We start from the raw sequence: 15,888 nt of genomic DNA, 5'->3' as shown, positions 1-15,888 counted from the left end.
CGCGAAAGCTATGCCCGGCCGTGCGCCAGCGGCGGCACGAACAAGGGGGCGGTGTCCCAGGGGAACAGGATCCAGGTCTCCTGCGGCACCTCGACCACGAAGCTGTCCGTCGCCGGCCGGCCGGCGGGCTTGGCGTAGAGGCAGGCGAAATAGGCACGCGGCAGCAGTTGGCGCACTAGCTGCGCGGTCACCCCGGAATCCACCAGGTCGTCGATGATCAGGAACCCCTCGCCGTCGCCGGCGACGCTTGGGTGCTTGAGCACCCGCGGTGCGCCGGCCTGCTCCTCGTCGTAGGTGAGCACGCAGACCGTCTCGATCAGCCGGCAATCCAGCTCTCTCGCGATGATCGCGGCCGGGATCAGGCCGCCTCGGGTGATCGCGACGATGCCCTTGAACGGCCCGTGCGGGATCAGTGTTTCGGCGAGCAACCTGGTGTCGCGATGCAGTTGATCCCAGGTGACGGTGGCGTAGGTCACCGCCATTCAGAACAGCCTGCCGCCATCCGGCACCTTGTGGTCGGGGCGGATCAGCACCGGCGCGCCGCTCGGATCCGGCATGCCCAGGGTCAGCACCTCGCTGACAAAGGGACCGATCCGGCGCGGTGGCAGGTTGATCACGGCGCAGATCTGCCGGCCGATGAGCTGGTCGGGCGTGTAGTGACGGGTGAGTTGCGCGGACGAGCATTTGACGCCGATGCCCCCTCCGAAATCGATCCATAGCCGGATCGCCGGGGTGCGGGCCTCGGGGAACGGCTTGGCGTCGGCGATGGTGCCGACGCGGATATCGACCTGGTCGAACGTGTTCATCTCGATCGCGTCCGCGAGCGGGGCCGGAGGAGTGCTGGTCATGGCGGCCATCTTGCGGATTTCGACGGCTTTGCCAAGCATCAGCGCCATCTGGAGAGATGGCTCCCGGAGTAGGACTCGAACCTACGACCGAGCGGTTAACAGCCGCTTGCTCTACCAACTGAGCTATCCGGGATCGGCGCGCGTTCGTATAGCGACGCATCACCGGAAAAGCAAAGCTTGGCGCATGAAGGCCGGTGCGTGACAGCTTGGCGCGCGAGGAGACGATCATGGACGAACAGGCGCGGCACTCCCGGCTCGAACGCCGCCGGCTGATCCGCCTCGGCATGCCGCTGCTCGGGCTTGCGGTCGCGGGCGGCCTTCTCGCGCGCGAAGCGGGCCGACCGCACGCGAGAGCGCAGCGGCTCACGCAAGGTTCCGCGATGCAGGCGCTGACCCTGGCCACGGCGGCGCCGCAGGATGACCCGGCACTGCTCGCAGCTCACGACCAGGACATCTTCGCGCGTTATCATATGGTTGTCGCCATGGCGCCGGGCGTGACCTCCGGCCGCGCCGCGATCGAGGCAATACGGTCCGGCCGGGCCGACGGCGCGATAGCCCCAGTGCTGGCCTGGCTGCCGGCGCTTCAGGACGGGCTTGATGCGCGTTTGGTATGTGGGCTGCGGGCGGGCAATTCGCGTCTGCTGATCCGGCGCCATGCGCCGATGCACCGCATCGAGGATCTCTACCGCCATGCGATCGGCACCGCCAATCCCGATCCCGACGACCCGGATCGGCTGTTCTTCTCGATCATGATGCGTCGCAAGGGCATGCACCCTGACCGCGATGTCACCTGGCGTGTATTTCACGAGGCAACACTCGGTGCGGCACTGGCGCAAGGCCACGTGCAGGCGATCATCGGGCACGATCCGGCGATCTGGCGGCTCGGCGAGTCGCTGGGCTTTGATCAGCTCGCCAGCAGCCAGACCGGAAGCTACGCGATTCGCGTCAGCCGGGTTCTCGGCGTGCGTGGGGCGATGCTGCGCGACAGCCCGGGGGTCGTGCTTGCGATCAGCCAGGCCATGCAGGAGGCAGTGGTCTGGGCGGCGCGGCATCCGCCACGGATCAGCCAATTGCTGGCAGCGCAGGAGAATGGCCTGACACAGCCGGAGGCCGCCCGCATGCTGCATGCAGAGGGCGGCCCGGTGCATCCCGTCGGGCCTAATCTACGCAATCAGATCGCACAATATATGGACGAGCTGAAACTCCTCGGACTCACGCCCGAGGCGAGTGATTCCAGTGGTTTGGCGAAGCGGTTTACGGCAAATGTGCGGGCGCTGGGAAGCGTGGGCAGGAGCGGCTAAGCCAAAAACACATTTCTGGGCTGTTGGATAACGCAAACCCTTCCATGGCAGCGTGCGATCGCTATATTCGCGCTGCATTGAGATCGTGGTTGCTGAAATGGACGTGCCTGCTTCCTTCCCGTCGAACCTTGTCGACAGCTTTCTCTCGCGTGGCGAGGAGATTGCCGCCGACGACGCGTATGTACAGCTGCAGGCGATGCAGCGCGAGGGCGCCGATGGCCGCGACATCCTGCGCCACGCCGTCGAGGGCGTGCTGTGGCGGCGGATCGCGGCGGTCTCCTCGTTCGGCGCGGAGTCAGCCCTGTTGCTGGCATTCGTGGCCGAGATCGACCCTTCGGTGCCGGTGATCTTCCTCGAGACCGGCAAGCATTTCCCGGAGACGCTGGCCTACCGCGCGCAACTGGCCGAGCATCTTGGTCTGCTGGACGTGCGCGATGTGGCCCCGCGCCAGACCGCACTGGCCGCAGGTGATCCGACCGGTGAGCTCTGGTACTACGATCAGGATGCGTGCTGCAGCCTGCGCAAAGTGGTGCCGCTGGAGCGGGCATTATCCCCCTTTGATGCGTGGATTTCGGGTCGCAAGCGATTCCAGACCACGACCCGTGCCGCCATGCCGTTCGTCGAGCGGGTCGGCGACCAAATCAAGCTCAACCCGCTTGCCGACTGGGACGCACGCCGGATCCACGACGAAATGGAACGTCGCGCGCTGCCGCAGCATCCGCTGGTGGCGCGCGGCTATCCGTCGATCGGCTGCGCGGTTTGCACACGCGCGGTCGGCGAGGGAGAGGATGCGCGCGCCGGACGCTGGGCGGGCTCGAGAAAGATCGAGTGCGGCATCCACGACGCCGCCCCCGTCTTATAGCGGCGCGGCATCGCCGATCCGACCGAGTTCCGCCAGCGCCCCGTCGGGAAGCAACAGCGAGGCCGCCGCCAGGTTCTCGCGAAGATGGGCCGTCGAGGACGTGCCCGGGATCAGCAGCAGATTGTCCGCGCGCTTCAGCAGCCAGGCGAGCGCCACCTGCATCGGCGTCGCATCAAGCTGCTCGGCGACGCGCGACAGGGTCGCGGATTGCAGCCGATCGAAGCCGCCGAGCGGAAAATACGGCACATAGGCGATGCCGTTTCCGGCGAGCGTGTCGATCAGGGCGTCGTCGCCACGGTGCGCGAGGTTGTAGTGGTTTTGCACACAGACCACCGGCGCGATCGTGCGCGCTTCCTCGACCTGGGCTGCGGTCACGTTGCTGAGCCCAAGATGGCGGATCAGACCCTGGCGCCGCAGTTCGGCGAGGGCTGCGAATTGCTCTGCGATCGAGCCTTCGCTCGGCGCGTGGGTTGCGCCCATGACGCGCAGGTTGACGACATCGAGCACCTCGATTCCTAGATTGCGCAGGTTGTCGTGCACCGCGGCGGTCAGTTCCCTGGGGCTCTGTGCCGGGTTCCACGAGGCATCGGCGCCGCGTATTGCGCCGACCTTGGTGACGATGGTGAGGTCCTGCGGGTAGGGGTGCAGCGCCTCGCGGATCAATTGGTTGGTGATGTGCGGACCATAGAAGTCGCTGGTGTCGATGTGGTTGATGCCGGCGGTCACCGCGTCTCGCAGCACCGCAAGAGCCGCGTCGCGATCCTTGGGCGGCCCGAACACGCCGGGCCCGGCAAGCTGCATCGCTCCATAGCCGAGGCGGTCCACCACGCGGTCGCCCAACGAAAAAGTGCCGGCAGGATTGAGGTCGGTCATGGCTTTGCTCCACTGTTGCTACGCCGTGAATATGGGATTGCGCCAAGGCGTGCGATAAGGCCTCACACTCGGCACAGGCTGTGCGGAGCGGTGGACAATGGCCGCGGATCTTCGGGACCTCTCCATCTTCGTGGCAGTTGTACGGGCAGGCGGCTTTCGCGAGGCGGCGAGACTGAGTGGCGGCAGGCTGGGCGACGGCTCCGCCTCCGGGCTGAGCGAGGCGGTGCGGCGGCTGGAGAGGCAGCTCGGCATGCGGCTGCTGCACCGTAGCACGCGCAGCGTGGCTCCCACGGAGGCGGGCCGGCGCCTGGCCGAGCGGCTGCTGCCGGCACTTGACGAGGTGGCGTCTGCCCTCGACGTCGTGAACGCGTTCCGCGACCGGCCGGCGGGCACGCTGCGCCTCAATGTGCCCGCGAGTGCGGCGCGCCTGGTGCTGCCCGGCATCGTGTCCCGTTTCCTGCATGCCTTCCCTGAGATCCGTCTCGAAGTGGTCGTCGAGGAGAGCTTCGTCGATCTGTTGGCCGAGGGCTGCGACGCCGGCATCCGCTATGACGAGCGGCTGCAGCCGGACATGATCGCGGTACCGATCGGCCCGCGCGTGCAGCGCTTCGCCACCGCCGCATCTCCGGCGTATCTCGCCGCGCACGGCGTGCCCGCGCATCCGAGCGATCTGCTCGCGCACGCCTGCCTGCGCGGCCAGTTCCGCAGTGGTGCGATGCCGGCATGGGAGTACGAGCGGGACGGCGAACTGGTTCGGATCGACCCGACGGGACCGCTGGTGGTGCGTGTGGGTGCCGCGGTCGACCTCTCCGTCACGGCCGCCATGGACGGTCTTGGCATCGTCCACCTGTTCGAGGACTGGCTCAAGCCGCACCTTGAGTCCGGCGCCCTGGTGGCGCTGCTGGAGCCCTGGTGGCAGAGCTTTCCAGGCCCCTTCCTCTACTACCCTGGGCGCCGCTACCTGCCCGCGCCGCTGCGGGCCTTCGTCGACTTCATCAGGGTCTGAAATCCCTTCCGGGCGCGCGTGGATCGTGATAGCCCACGGGCTTGCCTGCGGGTGTGGTGGAATTGGTAGACGCGCCGGACTCAAAAAGGGTTTGGTGTTGGTTCTAGAGGATTTATTTTTTCTGACGCGAATACAGGCGCTTAGCGCGGCTCTGGATGGGTCTCCCCAAACAGGCTGAAATGGGCTAGGAGCCACATAGGAGCCAAGCGGCTCGACGCGGGCGTGGTGGAACTGGTAGACGCGCCGGATTCAAAATCCGGTTCCGAGAGGAGTGTCGGTTCGATTCCGACCGCCCGCACCACAATTTCTAATTATAAACCAATGACTTAGCTTCCATCCAGCCCGGCGGTATGTGGAGCTAAAAAGGCTATTCTTTTGCGGCTCGCAGATCCTCGTGCGGTTCGCACCTCGAAGATAGGGCAATCTACATTTGAGGAGTTTCTATCACCCACCAAGCTCACCGGAGCCCCAGGTCGGGCGTTGTGGCGGATCTCTTCGAACGACGCGTCAGCGCTCAGTTATCGGCCGAAACCCACGAATTGGCGAGTCGCTCCACGTCAAGTGTCCGCCAATCGCCTAACCCAGATTCACTCAACGGAGAGATATCATGGCTGACCGGTTGCGCTGGTTGGAAACCGTAACGGCAGGCGACAGCAAGATCGTAACAAGCATCGATGGCGCCGGGCCGACGCTGGTCATGCTGCCATCCTATGGCCGCGACGGGTTCGACGATTTCGATCGTGTCACTGACCTGATGGTCGCGGAAGGTTGGCGGGTGCTGCGCCCGCAGCCGCGTGGCATCGCAGGTTCCAGCGGGCCAATGAAGGGCGTAAATATAAGCGATCTCGTCAATGACGTCGCCGGCGTGATCCGAAAGCTCGGCGATGCACCGGCCGTCGTGCTCGGTCACGCTTTCGGCAACTTCGTCGCGCACGCCCTTACGGTGGATTACCCTGACCTGGTGCGCGGCGTCATTCTAGCGCCAGCGGCGCCGGCGGCGGCTTCCACGATCGCGCCCGAAGTTGCCGAGTCTCCCATGATCGCCGGCGATCCTACCCGCCCCGAGGAGGAGCGGCTCGCTGCGTTACATCTTGCCTTTTTCGTGCCGGGACATGATCCAAGTCCGTGGTTGGACGGCTGGTACCCCGAGACGCTTGCTATGCAGCTGGGCGCGTTGAAAGCGACCAAGCTCGATCCTTTCGCGTTCGGCGGTGTGGCACCAATACTCGAGATCATCGGACGCTTCGACCCGTTCAAGCCGCAGAACCTGTGGTCAGAGATGGACGAAGGTTTGGGCGATCGGGCGACGACGGTCATAATCGACGATGCTTCGCACGCGCTGTTTCCCGAGCAGCCGGACCTTGTCGCCGAGGCCGTGCTGCGATGGGCCGCACGGCTCCAGCTCGATGAAAGGGCGGCAGCATCGTGATGGCTCGGGCCTCGGCGTCACGCGTAGGTCAGCTCCTCAAAGCGGCGCCCTACCTCCCGCGGTCGGGCTTCACCTCGTCGCCTGGGCTTCCGGCGGAGTCCAATTGTTTTGCGCTTCCCTGATTTCGCCAACGGTATCCGAAGGTTTCCCGCAACTATAGCGGGATGGTGGCCTGCGCCTCATGCGTTGAACTCCGGCCGTGCGAAGATGTCATGCTCGGTCGCCGGCTCCCTCCAAACGAAGAGGATCAGCGCCATGGCCGTGCCGGTGATGGCGAGGCTGACTAAGAGGCCTGCCGTGAAGGCCACAATGTCCCCTACGTTGGTGCCCCACCACCGCACCACGACAACGGCGACCCAATATGTCAGCGCCGTGCGCCAGGACATCCGCATGCGAGAGCTGAGGATCAGGGCCAGGGCGATCGTCGACAAACCGGCAGAGATCGGAACACCGACCTGCACCGAATGAAAGGCATGTCCGACGCCATCTCCGATGATGGTGCCCAAAGATCCTGCGGTCAGCATGGTGACCCAGTACAGACCGTTGGTCGGCGGAAGGTCGCCTGTCACGCGCCGGCGTCCAGACCGATAGTAGAACACGATGAGCCCCGCCAAAATTAAGGCGAGCACGATGCCGACCGGCACATAGCCCAAATGCTGCTTGTCGATCGAGAAATCGGCGATGTTGGTTGCGGCCGCCCGCACGATAAGGATCGCAATCCAGTAGAATGCTTCGCTGCCTCGCTTCGTCAGCCCGTCGAGCGTGACCACAAGCGTGAATAAGATGGCCAGAAAGACAAGGCTGATGGGAGCGCTGAGCTTGAAAACATCCGGGAAGACGTCGCCTAGATTTGTCCCACACATGCTGGCAAGTAAAATTGCCACCCAGTAACGAGGAGTGACCCTTGGCGTGACTCTAAGTCGCATCATCACCTCCTGTCGTTACGCTTTGTGACAGCAATAGCGGCCATACCTGACGGATGAGTCCTTGGACCTGCAAGCACTTCGTAGCTATGAATCGCAGCAGTTGTCGTCGAAAGCAAAGCCGTGCTTCACAATTTCAGAGAGACGCGATCGGGTGTTCGCTCAGTTCAGAACGGTACCCCGTGACGCGGCGGCGGCGTCAGGAAGTTTCGTGATCAAGTTGAGGGGTTTATCCTGGTGACGCTTTCCAGTGCGTCAGCGTCGCGAAGGAAGGAAATCCCTAACCCGTTATCATCCTGAAGTTCGTTGTGTATATGCGCGATCAACGCGGCCACTCGGGGTGATCGCTTTCGATTTGGTGCATAGGCGAAAGAGAGTGTCACCGTCGGAGGTCGCCAGTCATCGCATAAGCTTGCCAGAGCTCCCCGCTCAAGGTGTTCGTGCAGACACCAAAGTGGGAGCACGGCATAGCCGACGCCCTCAAGTACAGCGGAGCATGCAGCCTGAAGGTTATCGGTGGTGAACATTGCCCGTTGTCGAAGCTGGTAGATCTCGCCGTTATTGGTCAATTCGACTGTCCCCGGCACGAAGGTGGAGAGGCGCACCGCCGCCATTGGAAGCAGGTCGCTCGGATGCGAGATACCGGGCCACCCTGCCGCTGCTACAATCGCGCGCTGTATGCGGTAAACATCACGCACAACCAGATCTTCGCGATGCACGTCACCCACGCGAATCCACAGATCGTACCCCTGCGCGATCACGTCCACCCTATCATCGCGCAGGTGCCATTCGATGGCGACATCGGGGTGAGCACGTTGGAACCGCGCGGCGATTACAGCGAGGAACGTTCCGCCAGTAGCAATGGGCACGGCAACCCGGATCGTACCTGAAAGAGCCTCGTCGCCTCTGACCGCATCGTTAGCCTCGTTCCATGCCTCGGCCAGCTTTCGTGCGTGCGGAAGCAGGTCTCGACCTTCTTGTGTCAGGGTCAGCCCCTGCGACGCCCGGTCCACCAGTTTTCTGCCAAACAGGTCCTCCAATTTCCTGAGCAAGCGGCTGGCGGTCGGTTGCGAAATCCCGAGGTCGCGGGCTGCCTGCGAAACTTGGCTGGTTTCCGCGACGCGCAAGAATAGCCTGACCAGATCAAGCCGATCCATTTGAGCCAATCTCCCCTGCTATCCAGTTAATGCATACGCCGTATTCACGGACTGGATGCAGCGTTTTTCGACCCAAAGCGATTTAGGCGGTGGTTGTTCGCCCGTGCCGAGCTGCCTTCCATATGACGCAAGGAGTGCTTCCATGGCTAACAAGCAGGCTGCTCCATCCAACTTCGGGACCTACGGGCGATTCCAGGAGACGCCGGTCGCGGACATGTCTCCGGAGATGAAGGAAGCCTATGACTTCACCAAGGGATTGCGTGGCGTGGTGCCGGGACCACACCGCATCTGGATCGCCAATCCGACGCTGTCGAAGACCATCGTTCCGATCGGCCAGTACTACCAAAAGCAGTCGACGCTGACGAAGGCCGAAATCGAGATTGTCACGAACCTCATCAATGCGCGTTGGCTTAGCGCCTACGCCAGCTACGAGCACGAGATCATCGGAGAGGAGCAGGGTCACCTCGATCCGGAGAAGGTGCAGCGTCTGATCGCAGGGCTTCCCGTGTCGTTCGACGATGCGCGCGAGGAGATCGTCTATCAGGTGGCCTACGCGCTCGTGCAGCCGCGGCCGGTGTCGCGTGGCCTGTACGAAAAGGCGAAGGAGCGGATCGGCGACGCGGGCCTCGTCGATGTCGCGGTGCTGATCGGCTGGTTCACGATGGTCAGTATGACGCTGGCAACCTTCGACGTGCCGGCGGACGCGGACTCCCACGGTCTCGACCAATAACTGTTGCGAAGCCTCAGGAGATGAACATGTCCGATGCCGAAGCCTCGTTAGGCGGTCGATTGCCGCTTCTTCGACCGGCCGATCTGAACGCCGCCCAGAAGGCGTTGTGGGATCGGATGAGCACGACGGTAGCAGCCGACGTCAGCAAGACCGGCGCCGAGACGAGGACCGCCGATGACCGCTTCATCGGACCATTCAACCCGATGCTGCGGAGTCCGGAGATCGCGCAGACTTTTCTGCAGCTCCAGCTTGACGAGGCGAAGGGCACCAGCTTGTCGGAACGTGTCCGCCAAATCGTGATCCTCAGCGTGGGATCGGTCTGGCACTCCCCGTACGAACTCTATGCGCATGCCGCAGCGGCTCGTAAAGCAGGTTTCTTCGAGGATTGTGTCGCTGCGCTCGTCGCAGGCGAGCCCAGCTCCGAGCTTGCGACCGAGGAAGCGCTCGCGCAGCGTCTAGCACTTGCGCTGACCACCCAACACGCCGCCGATGACGAGCTCTACGCCGAGGCGCTGCAACGGTTCGGCGAGAAGGGTCTGGTCGACTTTGCGGTGCTTGCCGGCTGCTACCACTTGGTCTGCGGCCTGCTCAATCTCTTTGCCGTCCCCGCGCCGAAAGCCGCGTGATCAGCATTCCGAGGAGGTCCAATCCCATGCCCAGTTCACCACAGGCCAAGCTCACCGTCGTGGGCGAGTTCCCCGAACATTTCTTTCTGGAAAACCTGGCGGTCCGCGCTGACGGGTCGATGCTCGTCACGGTGGCCAATCGCAAGGAGCTGTGGTTCGTGCCTACCCCGGGCGACGCGCTGCCGGTCGAGCCGGCCCACCTCCACACGTTCGAATTCAATGCCAGCTTCGTCGTGGAGTGGAAGCCCGATCGCTTCCTGCTCGGTGTTGCTGACGTCTACGCTACCAAGGAGTCCAGGCTGTACGAGCTCGATCTGACCGGCTGGTCGCCTGGCAGCCCAGTCTCGCCGCGCCTCGTCCTTAAGTTTCCGGAACCCAAGGTCGGCCTCAATGGCGGTTGCATGATCGCACCGGACGTGTTGCTTGCCGCCGGCATGGCGGGGCTGATCTGGCGGATCGATCTCGGCGACGACGGCAACGCCTCGGCGCGCGTCTGGCTTCAGCACGACACCATGAAGAACCGTCCCGGGGAGATGAAGCCTGAGCAGCCGGGCACGAACGGCGTCCAGTTCAATCGCAAGACCGGATATCTCTACTACACGACCACCTCGCAACAAATGCTGCTGCGCGTGCAGGTCGATCCCGCCACCCAGGACGCTGCCGGACTGCCCGTGTTCATCGCTGGCGGTCGCGAATGGGACGACTTCCTGATCGACGAGGATGGGGGCGTCGCGTACGCGACCACCCACCGCGAGAACACCATCGACCGTGTGCGCTTGGCACCCGACGGCAATCGCGACGGCAGGACGGTGATTGCCGGCGATCCGTTCACCGAGACGCTGGTGGGCCCTTCGGCCGGAGCTTGGAGCCGGACTGAAGGAGAGAAGGGCCGCGTCGCATTCTTCTCGAGCGACGGCGGCACCGCCCAGCCGCCTGACGGCAAGTATCGCACGGGCAAGGTGCTCCGCGTTGAGCTGCCGCCGATCGTCTGACGAACAGCTTTTGAGGAGAGACGCCATGACAGGCCGAATGCGCTGGTTGGAGACCGTCACGGCAGGCGACAGCAAGATCGTGACCAGCATCGACGGCGCCGGGCCGACGCTGGTCATGCTGCCGTCCTACGGCCGCGATGGGTTCGACGATTTCGATCGCGTGACGGACCTCATGGTCGCGCAAGGCTGGCAGGTGCTGCGCCCGCAGCCGCGCGGTATCGCGGGATCGAGCGGGCCCATGGACGGCCTCACCTTCAGCGACCTCGCCAACGATGTGGCCGGCGTGATCCGGAAGTATGGCGAAGCGCCCGTGATCATGCTCGGTCATGCCTTCGGCAATTTCGTCGCGCGGGTCGTTGCGGTTGACCATCCCGACCTCGTGCGGGGCGTGGTTCTTGCCGCCGATTCGCCCGCGCCTTCGAAGGTCGCGCCCGAGGTGAATGAAGCCCCGTTCATCGCCGGCGATCCCAAGCGGCCCGAGGAGGAGCGCCTCGCCGCATTGCGCCTCGCCTTCTTCGCTCCGGGGCACGATCCCCATCCGTGGCTCGACGGCTGGTACCCGGAGACGCTCGCCATGCAGCAGCGTGCCGTCAAGGCCACCAACCTCGATCCCTATTGGTTCGGGGGCATAGCGCCGATGCTCGAGATCATTCCGCGCTTCGACGCATTTAAGCCGCAAGCCCTGTGGTCGGAAATGCAGGAAGGTGCCGGTGATCGAGTGACGACGGTCATCGTCGACGACGCATCGCATGCGCTGTTTCCCGAACAGCCGGACCGCGTTGCCGAGGCCATACTGCATTGGGCAGCGAAGCTCTAATCCGTGGTCGGCGGCGTCCCCCGGGCTGTTGGTCCGTATTACTCCACATCGCACTACCTGATAGTGCGAAAACTATCCGGTAACCAGCAAACGCTAGACAAACAACAACGTCCTGGTGCGACTAAGCTTGTCGTGATCGCGCCAACACCGACTTCAAGTTAGGCGCAGTGTAAACATGTCCATTTCGCAATCCATTCGCACTCGTGAACTTACTGTGGATTCAGTCACGTTTACTGCGTGCGAAGCCGGAGAAGGGTCGCTCGTGCTTATGGTCCACGGCTTTCCGGATGAGCCGGCTACGTTCGACGCGCAGCTCTTGGCGCTCGCGGAAGCGGGCTTTCACGCGGTCGCTCCGACGTTGCGTGGCTACGAGGATTTATCGCGCCATGGGTTTCAAAGCAAGAGCGGCGGGTTGAAACAAGACTTTGTATATTGATCAGGAGGCGGAGTTGAGCGACCATTCGCGCGGACTAACTGAACGCGTCCGTGCCAACGATCTGGATGGTGCTTCGGCTCGTCTGCGCGAAGGCGCCGATCCCAACGCGCGCGATCCACTCGGTTACCCCCCGCTGGCGCTCGCGGCCGGGCTGGGCCATAGGCAGATGGTCGAAATTCTGATCGCCGCTGGTGCCGATCCGCTGCTGCCGGATCAGCGTATGGGCCGAAGTCCACTCCATGCTGCTGCGCAGAGCGGCGTCGTTGGTGTCGCGCAGTTCCTGATACATCGTGGAGCTTTCATCGACGTACAAGCGCCCACCCATGGGCACACGCCTCTTATCGACGCGGTGATGTGCAAACGCCTCTCGATGGTCCGCTATCGTTGCCAGACAGGCGCGGTTCTCTCGATCCGGGCACACGGAATGTTCGCGGGAAGCTATACGGCGCTCGATCTTGCCCGGCTGCGCGGCTTTGAACCAATTATTGACGCCCTCGAAGTTTTCGACAAAGCGCAGGCGGAGAGGATCAAGCTGCTGGTGCTGCACCGTGCGGCCAAGACGGGTGATCTCGAAGCGCTCCGCGCCGCCCTCGCAGCTGGCAACGACCTCGACGAGACATGCCCGGTCGTGGGCAGTCCTGACGACGGCCACACCGCACTTATGATCGCCGCGCGGGACGGTCCACTGGAGATCGCGCGCGAACTGCTCGATGCTGGCCCCCGGGCCGATATCGTCGACCATTTTATGAAAGCGACACCCGCCCATAAGGCGGCGGTCGGCGGCCATGCTGAAGTCTTGGCACTTCTTACCGTCCACGACCTCGAAATCGAGGCGCAAGGCCCTTACAACGGCTACACGGCAATGCACGACGCAGCCTGGTTTGGGCACGCGGATGCGGTCCGCGCCTTGCTGGCCGTTGGCGCCAAAACCGAAGTAGTCGGGCTCGATGGTCGCACACCCTTAAAGATCGCCAATCAGGACCGCTACCTCGACGTAGGTGCTGCGCTGCAAGAGGCGAACCCAGCCGCACCGCAGCTCGGGCTGATGAGAATAGGAGAAACGTGATATGAACGTCGTTACTGGCGCGATACGAACACGCGTTCTCACATCAGGTCCGCTGGCCTTTACCGTTCGCGAAGCGGGGGAAGGGCCGCTTGTGCTAATGATACACGGCTTCCCCGATGAGCCGGCCACATTCGACGCACAGCTTTTGGCGCTTGCCAGCGCGGGATTTCACGTCGTGGCGCCAACGCTCCGCGGCTACGAGCCGTCGTCGCGCCCATCAGACGGCTCCTACCACCTCGTGGCTCTCGCCGGCGACGTGACGGGCTGGATGGATGCTCTGGGGGCGGAACGCGCTCACCTGGTCGGGCATGATTGGGGCGCGACTGTCGCCTACGGTGCAGCTGTTGGCGCGCCAGATCGCGTGCTCAGCCTCGCCATGATCGCCATACCGCCCCCCAAGGGCCTGTTTGAGGGAATACGCCATAGTCCGCGCCAACTTTGGCGATCGAGGTACATGGCCTTTCTTCAGCTCAAGGGCTTATCCGAGTGGTGGTTGCGGCGGAACCAAGCGGCCGGCCTGCTTCGACTCTGGCGGCGCTGGTCGCCCGGCTGGTCACCTTCACCCAAGCGGCTCGACAGTTTGCGCCGCCGCTTCTCTGATCCAACTGTGGTGCACGCAGCATTTTCCTACTACCGCCAAATCTTGGACACCAAGACCCCCGCAGGACGCGCGTCTGCGGGGCTGATTGCCGGCGCGGTCAAAATGCCGGTGCTCGGGCTTTGCGGTCGCGACGATGGCTGCTTCAGCGCGGATCTCTTTGTGGCGGCCATGTCCCCTGTGGCTTTTCCTTCCGGTGTCGTGTGCAAGACAATTGCCGACGCCGGTCACTTTGTTCACGCCGAGCGTCCAGAAGTCGTGAGCGAACACCTGCGAAGCTGGTTGGCTCAGAACTCTTAAGAGTTACGTTGGCATCGAACGATGCACCGGTCGCGGTTTGTTGCTATTTGGCTAGTGTAGCAGACGAACACCGGTTTCAGGCAAGGTAGCCCGAACTTGCTCGGTCTGTTTCAGCGAGACGTTTGAGAAAGGTGTGGGATTGACCCGTCTTGATGAACGCCCTGAAGGTTTCGGATGAACCGCACCATCAAGGACTCGACCGTCAAGTGCTACCATTACGACAGCCCACGACCAACTGCGGCGGCATCTCCAGCTTTTCATCGATGCGTACAACTACGGCTGTCGCTTGAAGATACTGCGCGGCCTCATATACTAAGCATACGTCGCCCGCATCTCGACAGAAGCCCCAAACCAATTCAAGATCGGCCCATACCGCTACTCCTTGGGACTAAACACACTTAAGCAACCTCGTTTCAGGGACGACCGCCCCCTGTCACGCACAGGTGCTGGCCGGTCACCATTGCTGCGCCATCGGATACGAGAAAGGCGATCATGCCCTTCAGGTCGTCAGGCGTGAGCATACGGCCAAGAGGGATACCTTCGACGAAATGGGCGCGCTCGTCGTCCGACACATGGGTGACTACTCCCGCACCGGCGACGATACCCGGATCGAGCGTATTGACGGTCACGCGGCGCGGTCCTAGTTCCTGCGCCAGCACCTCGACCATCAGCCGCACCGCGGCCTTGGTCGGTGCATATGCGCCGGCGTTGGCCGGCGGGTAGAGCGCGATCGTCGATGCGGTGGCGATGATCCGCCCGCCATCGGTAACGTGCCGCGCCGCCTGCTGGAGCGTGAAGAAGGTGCCCTTCACGTTGGTGTCGACGATGAGATCAAGGTCTGCCTCGCTGATCTCCGCAAACGGAGTGTCGACCTTCTCCACCCCCGCATTCGCGCACACGACATCAATCCGACCGAACCGCTCGCGCGCGGCGTCGAACAAAGTTTCGACCGAGGCCCGGCTGCGGATGTCGACGTGCATCAGCAGCGGGTCGCTGCCGATCGCGCGCAACTGCTTCGCAGTGACTTCGGCCGCGTCACCGTCCGCGTTGAAGGCCAGGACAAGATCGTGGCTCTGCTCGGCCAAGGCCCGCGCGATGGCGGCACCGACGCCTCTGGAACCGCCGGTGACGATTGCGACTTTACGTTCGTTCATGGCAGCGTCCTCTCGTGTCCTTGGATCAGATCATGCCACCGTTGGCGCGCAGCACCTGGCCGTTGACCCAGCCGCCGTCGGGGCCGGCCAGGAACGAGACGATATCGGCTATGTCCTTGGGCTCGCCGATACGGCCGAACGGGATCATCCTGCTGATCGCCTTGACCTGCTCGTCGGTCTTGCCTTGGAAGAACAGGTCGGTCGCGGTCGGCCCAGGTGCGACGACGTTGACGCTGATCCGCCGCGCGCCAAGCTCCTTCGCCAGCACGTGGCTCAGGCCTTCGACCGCCGCCTTGGTCGCGACATAGCCGCCATAGCCGGGCAAGTAGGCACCGTTCGCGCTGGACGAAAGGCTGATGATCCGGCCGCCGTCGGGCAGCCGCTTCGCCGCCTCGCGCATTCCGTTGAACACGCCCTTGACGTTGACGGCAAGCAGCCGGTCCAGGTCGGCGTCCTCCAGCTCGGCGATCGGTGCCAAATGCATGAAGCCGGCGTTGTTGACCAGTACCGAACACTCCCCCAGCGCCTCCGCCGTCCGGTCGAACAGGGACGTTATGGCAGCGGCATTGCTGACGTCGGCCTGTACGGCTAGCGCGCGGCCGCCGGACGCCGTGATGCGCTCAACTACCTCTCGCGCTGTGTCCGCTCCCGAAGAATAATTCACGGCGACCGCGAAGCCGTCACGCGCGAGGCGCTCGGCGATGGCCGCTCCCAGTCCCTTCGATGCGCCGGTGACGATGGCGGTTCCGTTACGCTGATCGGTCATGAGC

Annotated in this window: 18 protein-coding genes, 2 tRNA genes and 2 pseudogenes; 13 read left to right on the top strand and 9 right to left on the bottom strand. The window is 63.5% G+C overall.

Annotated features, from left to right (window positions below):
- Nucleotides 1-8: 8 nt before the first annotated feature.
- From gpt to ACQY4K_RS03720, 3 genes are all read right to left on the bottom strand, one after another.
- Entirely contained in the window at nucleotides 9-482 is a 474-nt protein-coding gene (gpt, locus tag ACQY4K_RS03730; protein ID WP_428393527.1) for a xanthine phosphoribosyltransferase, read from the bottom strand.
- Nucleotides 483-848, bottom strand: coding sequence for a tRNA-binding protein (locus tag ACQY4K_RS03725; RefSeq protein ID WP_428395953.1), 366 nt, complete (start codon nucleotides 846-848; stop codon nucleotides 483-485).
- A gap of 57 nt (nucleotides 849-905) precedes the next feature.
- Nucleotides 906-981 (bottom strand) — tRNA-Asn (locus ACQY4K_RS03720).
- A gap of 61 nt (nucleotides 982-1,042) precedes the next feature.
- Here ACQY4K_RS03720 and ACQY4K_RS03715 point away from each other — a divergent pair.
- Both ACQY4K_RS03715 and ACQY4K_RS03710 read left to right on the top strand, forming a co-directional pair.
- Nucleotides 1,043-2,149, top strand: coding sequence for an ABC transporter substrate-binding protein (locus ACQY4K_RS03715; protein ID WP_428393525.1), 1,107 nt, complete (start codon nucleotides 1,043-1,045; stop codon nucleotides 2,147-2,149).
- A gap of 196 nt (nucleotides 2,150-2,345) precedes the next feature.
- Nucleotides 2,346-3,011, top strand: coding sequence for a phosphoadenylyl-sulfate reductase (locus ACQY4K_RS03710; protein ID WP_428395951.1), 666 nt, complete (start codon nucleotides 2,346-2,348; stop codon nucleotides 3,009-3,011).
- Here the strand turns inward: ACQY4K_RS03710 and ACQY4K_RS03705 are convergent.
- Entirely contained in the window at nucleotides 3,006-3,884 is an 879-nt protein-coding gene (locus tag ACQY4K_RS03705; RefSeq protein ID WP_428393523.1) for an aldo/keto reductase family oxidoreductase, read from the bottom strand. The genes ACQY4K_RS03710 and ACQY4K_RS03705 overlap by 6 nt on opposite strands.
- A 97-nt stretch (nucleotides 3,885-3,981) precedes the next feature.
- Here ACQY4K_RS03705 and ACQY4K_RS03700 point away from each other — a divergent pair, with 97 nt between their 5' ends.
- The 3 genes from ACQY4K_RS03700 to ACQY4K_RS03690 all read left to right on the top strand — a co-directional run bounded on the left by ACQY4K_RS03700 (nucleotide 3,982) and on the right by ACQY4K_RS03690 (nucleotide 6,319).
- The gene (locus ACQY4K_RS03700) at nucleotides 3,982-4,890 is read left to right on the top strand and encodes a LysR family transcriptional regulator (RefSeq protein ID WP_428393521.1); all 909 of its coding nucleotides are present in this window, start codon (nucleotides 3,982-3,984) and stop codon (nucleotides 4,888-4,890) included.
- Nucleotides 4,891-5,106: 216 nt separating this feature from the next.
- Nucleotides 5,107-5,191 (top strand) — tRNA-Leu (locus tag ACQY4K_RS03695).
- Between the two features lie 306 nt (nucleotides 5,192-5,497).
- A complete protein-coding gene (locus ACQY4K_RS03690) occupies nucleotides 5,498-6,319 on the top strand; it encodes an alpha/beta fold hydrolase (protein WP_428393519.1) in 822 nt (273 codons plus the stop codon).
- A 179-nt stretch (nucleotides 6,320-6,498) separates the two neighbouring features.
- Here ACQY4K_RS03690 and ACQY4K_RS03685 read toward each other — a convergent pair whose 3' ends face one another.
- From ACQY4K_RS03685 to ACQY4K_RS03675, 3 genes and pseudogenes are all read right to left on the bottom strand, one after another.
- On the bottom strand, nucleotides 6,499-7,089 hold the full coding sequence (locus ACQY4K_RS03685; protein ID WP_428395949.1) for a hypothetical protein: 591 nt from the start codon (nucleotides 7,087-7,089) through the stop codon (nucleotides 6,499-6,501).
- A 48-nt stretch (nucleotides 7,090-7,137) separates the two neighbouring features.
- Nucleotides 7,138-7,182, bottom strand: a pseudogene (locus ACQY4K_RS03680) (hypothetical protein); the annotation flags it as partial.
- Between the two features lie 275 nt (nucleotides 7,183-7,457).
- Nucleotides 7,458-8,399 carry a LysR family transcriptional regulator gene (locus tag ACQY4K_RS03675; RefSeq protein ID WP_428393517.1) on the bottom strand — a complete coding sequence of 314 codons (942 nt, stop codon included), beginning with the start codon at nucleotides 8,397-8,399 and terminating at the stop codon, nucleotides 7,458-7,460.
- A gap of 226 nt (nucleotides 8,400-8,625) precedes the next feature.
- On the opposite strand from ACQY4K_RS03675, the gene ACQY4K_RS03670 reads away from it, so the two are divergent.
- The 8 genes and pseudogenes from ACQY4K_RS03670 to ACQY4K_RS03635 all read left to right on the top strand — a co-directional run.
- A complete protein-coding gene (locus ACQY4K_RS03670) occupies nucleotides 8,626-9,129 on the top strand; it encodes a carboxymuconolactone decarboxylase family protein (RefSeq protein WP_428393516.1) in 504 nt (167 codons plus the stop codon).
- 26 nt (nucleotides 9,130-9,155) lie between these two features.
- Entirely contained in the window at nucleotides 9,156-9,755 is a 600-nt protein-coding gene (locus ACQY4K_RS03665; protein ID WP_428393514.1) for a carboxymuconolactone decarboxylase family protein, read from the top strand.
- On the top strand, nucleotides 9,752-10,747 hold the full coding sequence (locus ACQY4K_RS03660) for a hypothetical protein (RefSeq protein ID WP_428393513.1): 996 nt from the start codon (nucleotides 9,752-9,754) through the stop codon (nucleotides 10,745-10,747). The genes ACQY4K_RS03665 and ACQY4K_RS03660 overlap by 4 nt, the downstream gene beginning before the upstream one ends.
- Nucleotides 10,748-10,784: 37 nt before the next feature.
- Entirely contained in the window at nucleotides 10,785-11,564 is a 780-nt protein-coding gene (locus tag ACQY4K_RS03655) for an alpha/beta fold hydrolase (RefSeq protein WP_428393511.1), read from the top strand.
- A 175-nt stretch (nucleotides 11,565-11,739) separates the two neighbouring features.
- Entirely contained in the window at nucleotides 11,740-12,000 is a 261-nt protein-coding gene (locus ACQY4K_RS03650) for an alpha/beta fold hydrolase (protein ID WP_428393510.1), read from the top strand.
- A gap of 13 nt (nucleotides 12,001-12,013) precedes the next feature.
- Nucleotides 12,014-13,066: an ankyrin repeat domain-containing protein gene (locus ACQY4K_RS03645; RefSeq protein ID WP_428393509.1), complete on the top strand. Its 1,053-nt coding sequence runs from the start codon at nucleotides 12,014-12,016 to the stop codon at nucleotides 13,064-13,066.
- 1 nt (nucleotide 13,067) lies between these two features.
- Nucleotides 13,068-13,964 (top strand): alpha/beta fold hydrolase, encoded by an 897-nt coding sequence (locus ACQY4K_RS03640; protein ID WP_428393508.1) that lies wholly within the window; start codon nucleotides 13,068-13,070, stop codon nucleotides 13,962-13,964.
- A gap of 171 nt (nucleotides 13,965-14,135) precedes the next feature.
- A pseudogene (locus ACQY4K_RS03635) lies at nucleotides 14,136-14,280 on the top strand (IS481 family transposase); the annotation flags it as partial.
- Between the two features lie 97 nt (nucleotides 14,281-14,377).
- Here ACQY4K_RS03635 and ACQY4K_RS03630 read toward each other — a convergent pair.
- Both ACQY4K_RS03630 and ACQY4K_RS03625 read right to left on the bottom strand, forming a co-directional pair.
- On the bottom strand, nucleotides 14,378-15,118 hold the full coding sequence (locus ACQY4K_RS03630; protein WP_428393507.1) for an SDR family NAD(P)-dependent oxidoreductase: 741 nt from the start codon (nucleotides 15,116-15,118) through the stop codon (nucleotides 14,378-14,380).
- 25 nt (nucleotides 15,119-15,143) lie between these two features.
- Nucleotides 15,144-15,884 carry an SDR family oxidoreductase gene (locus ACQY4K_RS03625; protein WP_428393505.1) on the bottom strand — a complete coding sequence of 247 codons (741 nt, stop codon included), beginning with the start codon at nucleotides 15,882-15,884 and terminating at the stop codon, nucleotides 15,144-15,146.
- Between the last annotated feature and the right edge of the window lie 4 nt (nucleotides 15,885-15,888).

Origin of the sequence: Lichenicoccus sp. (assembly GCF_965276875.1) — a bacterium.
Classification (GTDB): Bacteria; Pseudomonadota; Alphaproteobacteria; order Acetobacterales; family Acetobacteraceae; genus Lichenicoccus.
This window is presented reverse-complemented; position numbering and strand designations above follow the sequence as displayed.

Excerpts from the sequence above, each read along its gene's own strand:
- gpt (WP_428393527.1), bottom strand. The coding sequence starts at position 482 with ATGGCGGTGACCTACGCCACCGTCACCTGGGATCAACTGCATCGCGAC.
- ACQY4K_RS03725 (WP_428395953.1), bottom strand. The coding sequence starts at position 848 with ATGACCAGCACTCCTCCGGCCCCGCTCGCGGACGCGATCGAGATGAAC.
- ACQY4K_RS03710 (WP_428395951.1), top strand. The coding sequence starts at position 2,346 with ATGCAGCGCGAGGGCGCCGATGGCCGCGACATCCTGCGCCACGCCGTC.
- ACQY4K_RS03705 (WP_428393523.1), bottom strand. The coding sequence starts at position 3,884 with ATGACCGACCTCAATCCTGCCGGCACTTTTTCGTTGGGCGACCGCGTG.
- ACQY4K_RS03700 (WP_428393521.1), top strand. The coding sequence starts at position 3,982 with ATGGCCGCGGATCTTCGGGACCTCTCCATCTTCGTGGCAGTTGTACGG.
- ACQY4K_RS03690 (WP_428393519.1), top strand. The coding sequence starts at position 5,498 with ATGGCTGACCGGTTGCGCTGGTTGGAAACCGTAACGGCAGGCGACAGC.
- ACQY4K_RS03675 (WP_428393517.1), bottom strand. The coding sequence starts at position 8,399 with ATGGATCGGCTTGATCTGGTCAGGCTATTCTTGCGCGTCGCGGAAACC.
- ACQY4K_RS03670 (WP_428393516.1), top strand. The coding sequence starts at position 8,626 with ATGAAGGAAGCCTATGACTTCACCAAGGGATTGCGTGGCGTGGTGCCG.
- ACQY4K_RS03665 (WP_428393514.1), top strand. The coding sequence starts at position 9,156 with ATGTCCGATGCCGAAGCCTCGTTAGGCGGTCGATTGCCGCTTCTTCGA.
- ACQY4K_RS03655 (WP_428393511.1), top strand. The coding sequence starts at position 10,785 with ATGCGCTGGTTGGAGACCGTCACGGCAGGCGACAGCAAGATCGTGACC.
- ACQY4K_RS03650 (WP_428393510.1), top strand. The coding sequence starts at position 11,740 with ATGTCCATTTCGCAATCCATTCGCACTCGTGAACTTACTGTGGATTCA.
- ACQY4K_RS03640 (WP_428393508.1), top strand. The coding sequence starts at position 13,068 with ATGAACGTCGTTACTGGCGCGATACGAACACGCGTTCTCACATCAGGT.
- ACQY4K_RS03630 (WP_428393507.1), bottom strand. The coding sequence starts at position 15,118 with ATGAACGAACGTAAAGTCGCAATCGTCACCGGCGGTTCCAGAGGCGTC.
- ACQY4K_RS03625 (WP_428393505.1), bottom strand. The coding sequence starts at position 15,884 with ATGACCGATCAGCGTAACGGAACCGCCATCGTCACCGGCGCATCGAAG.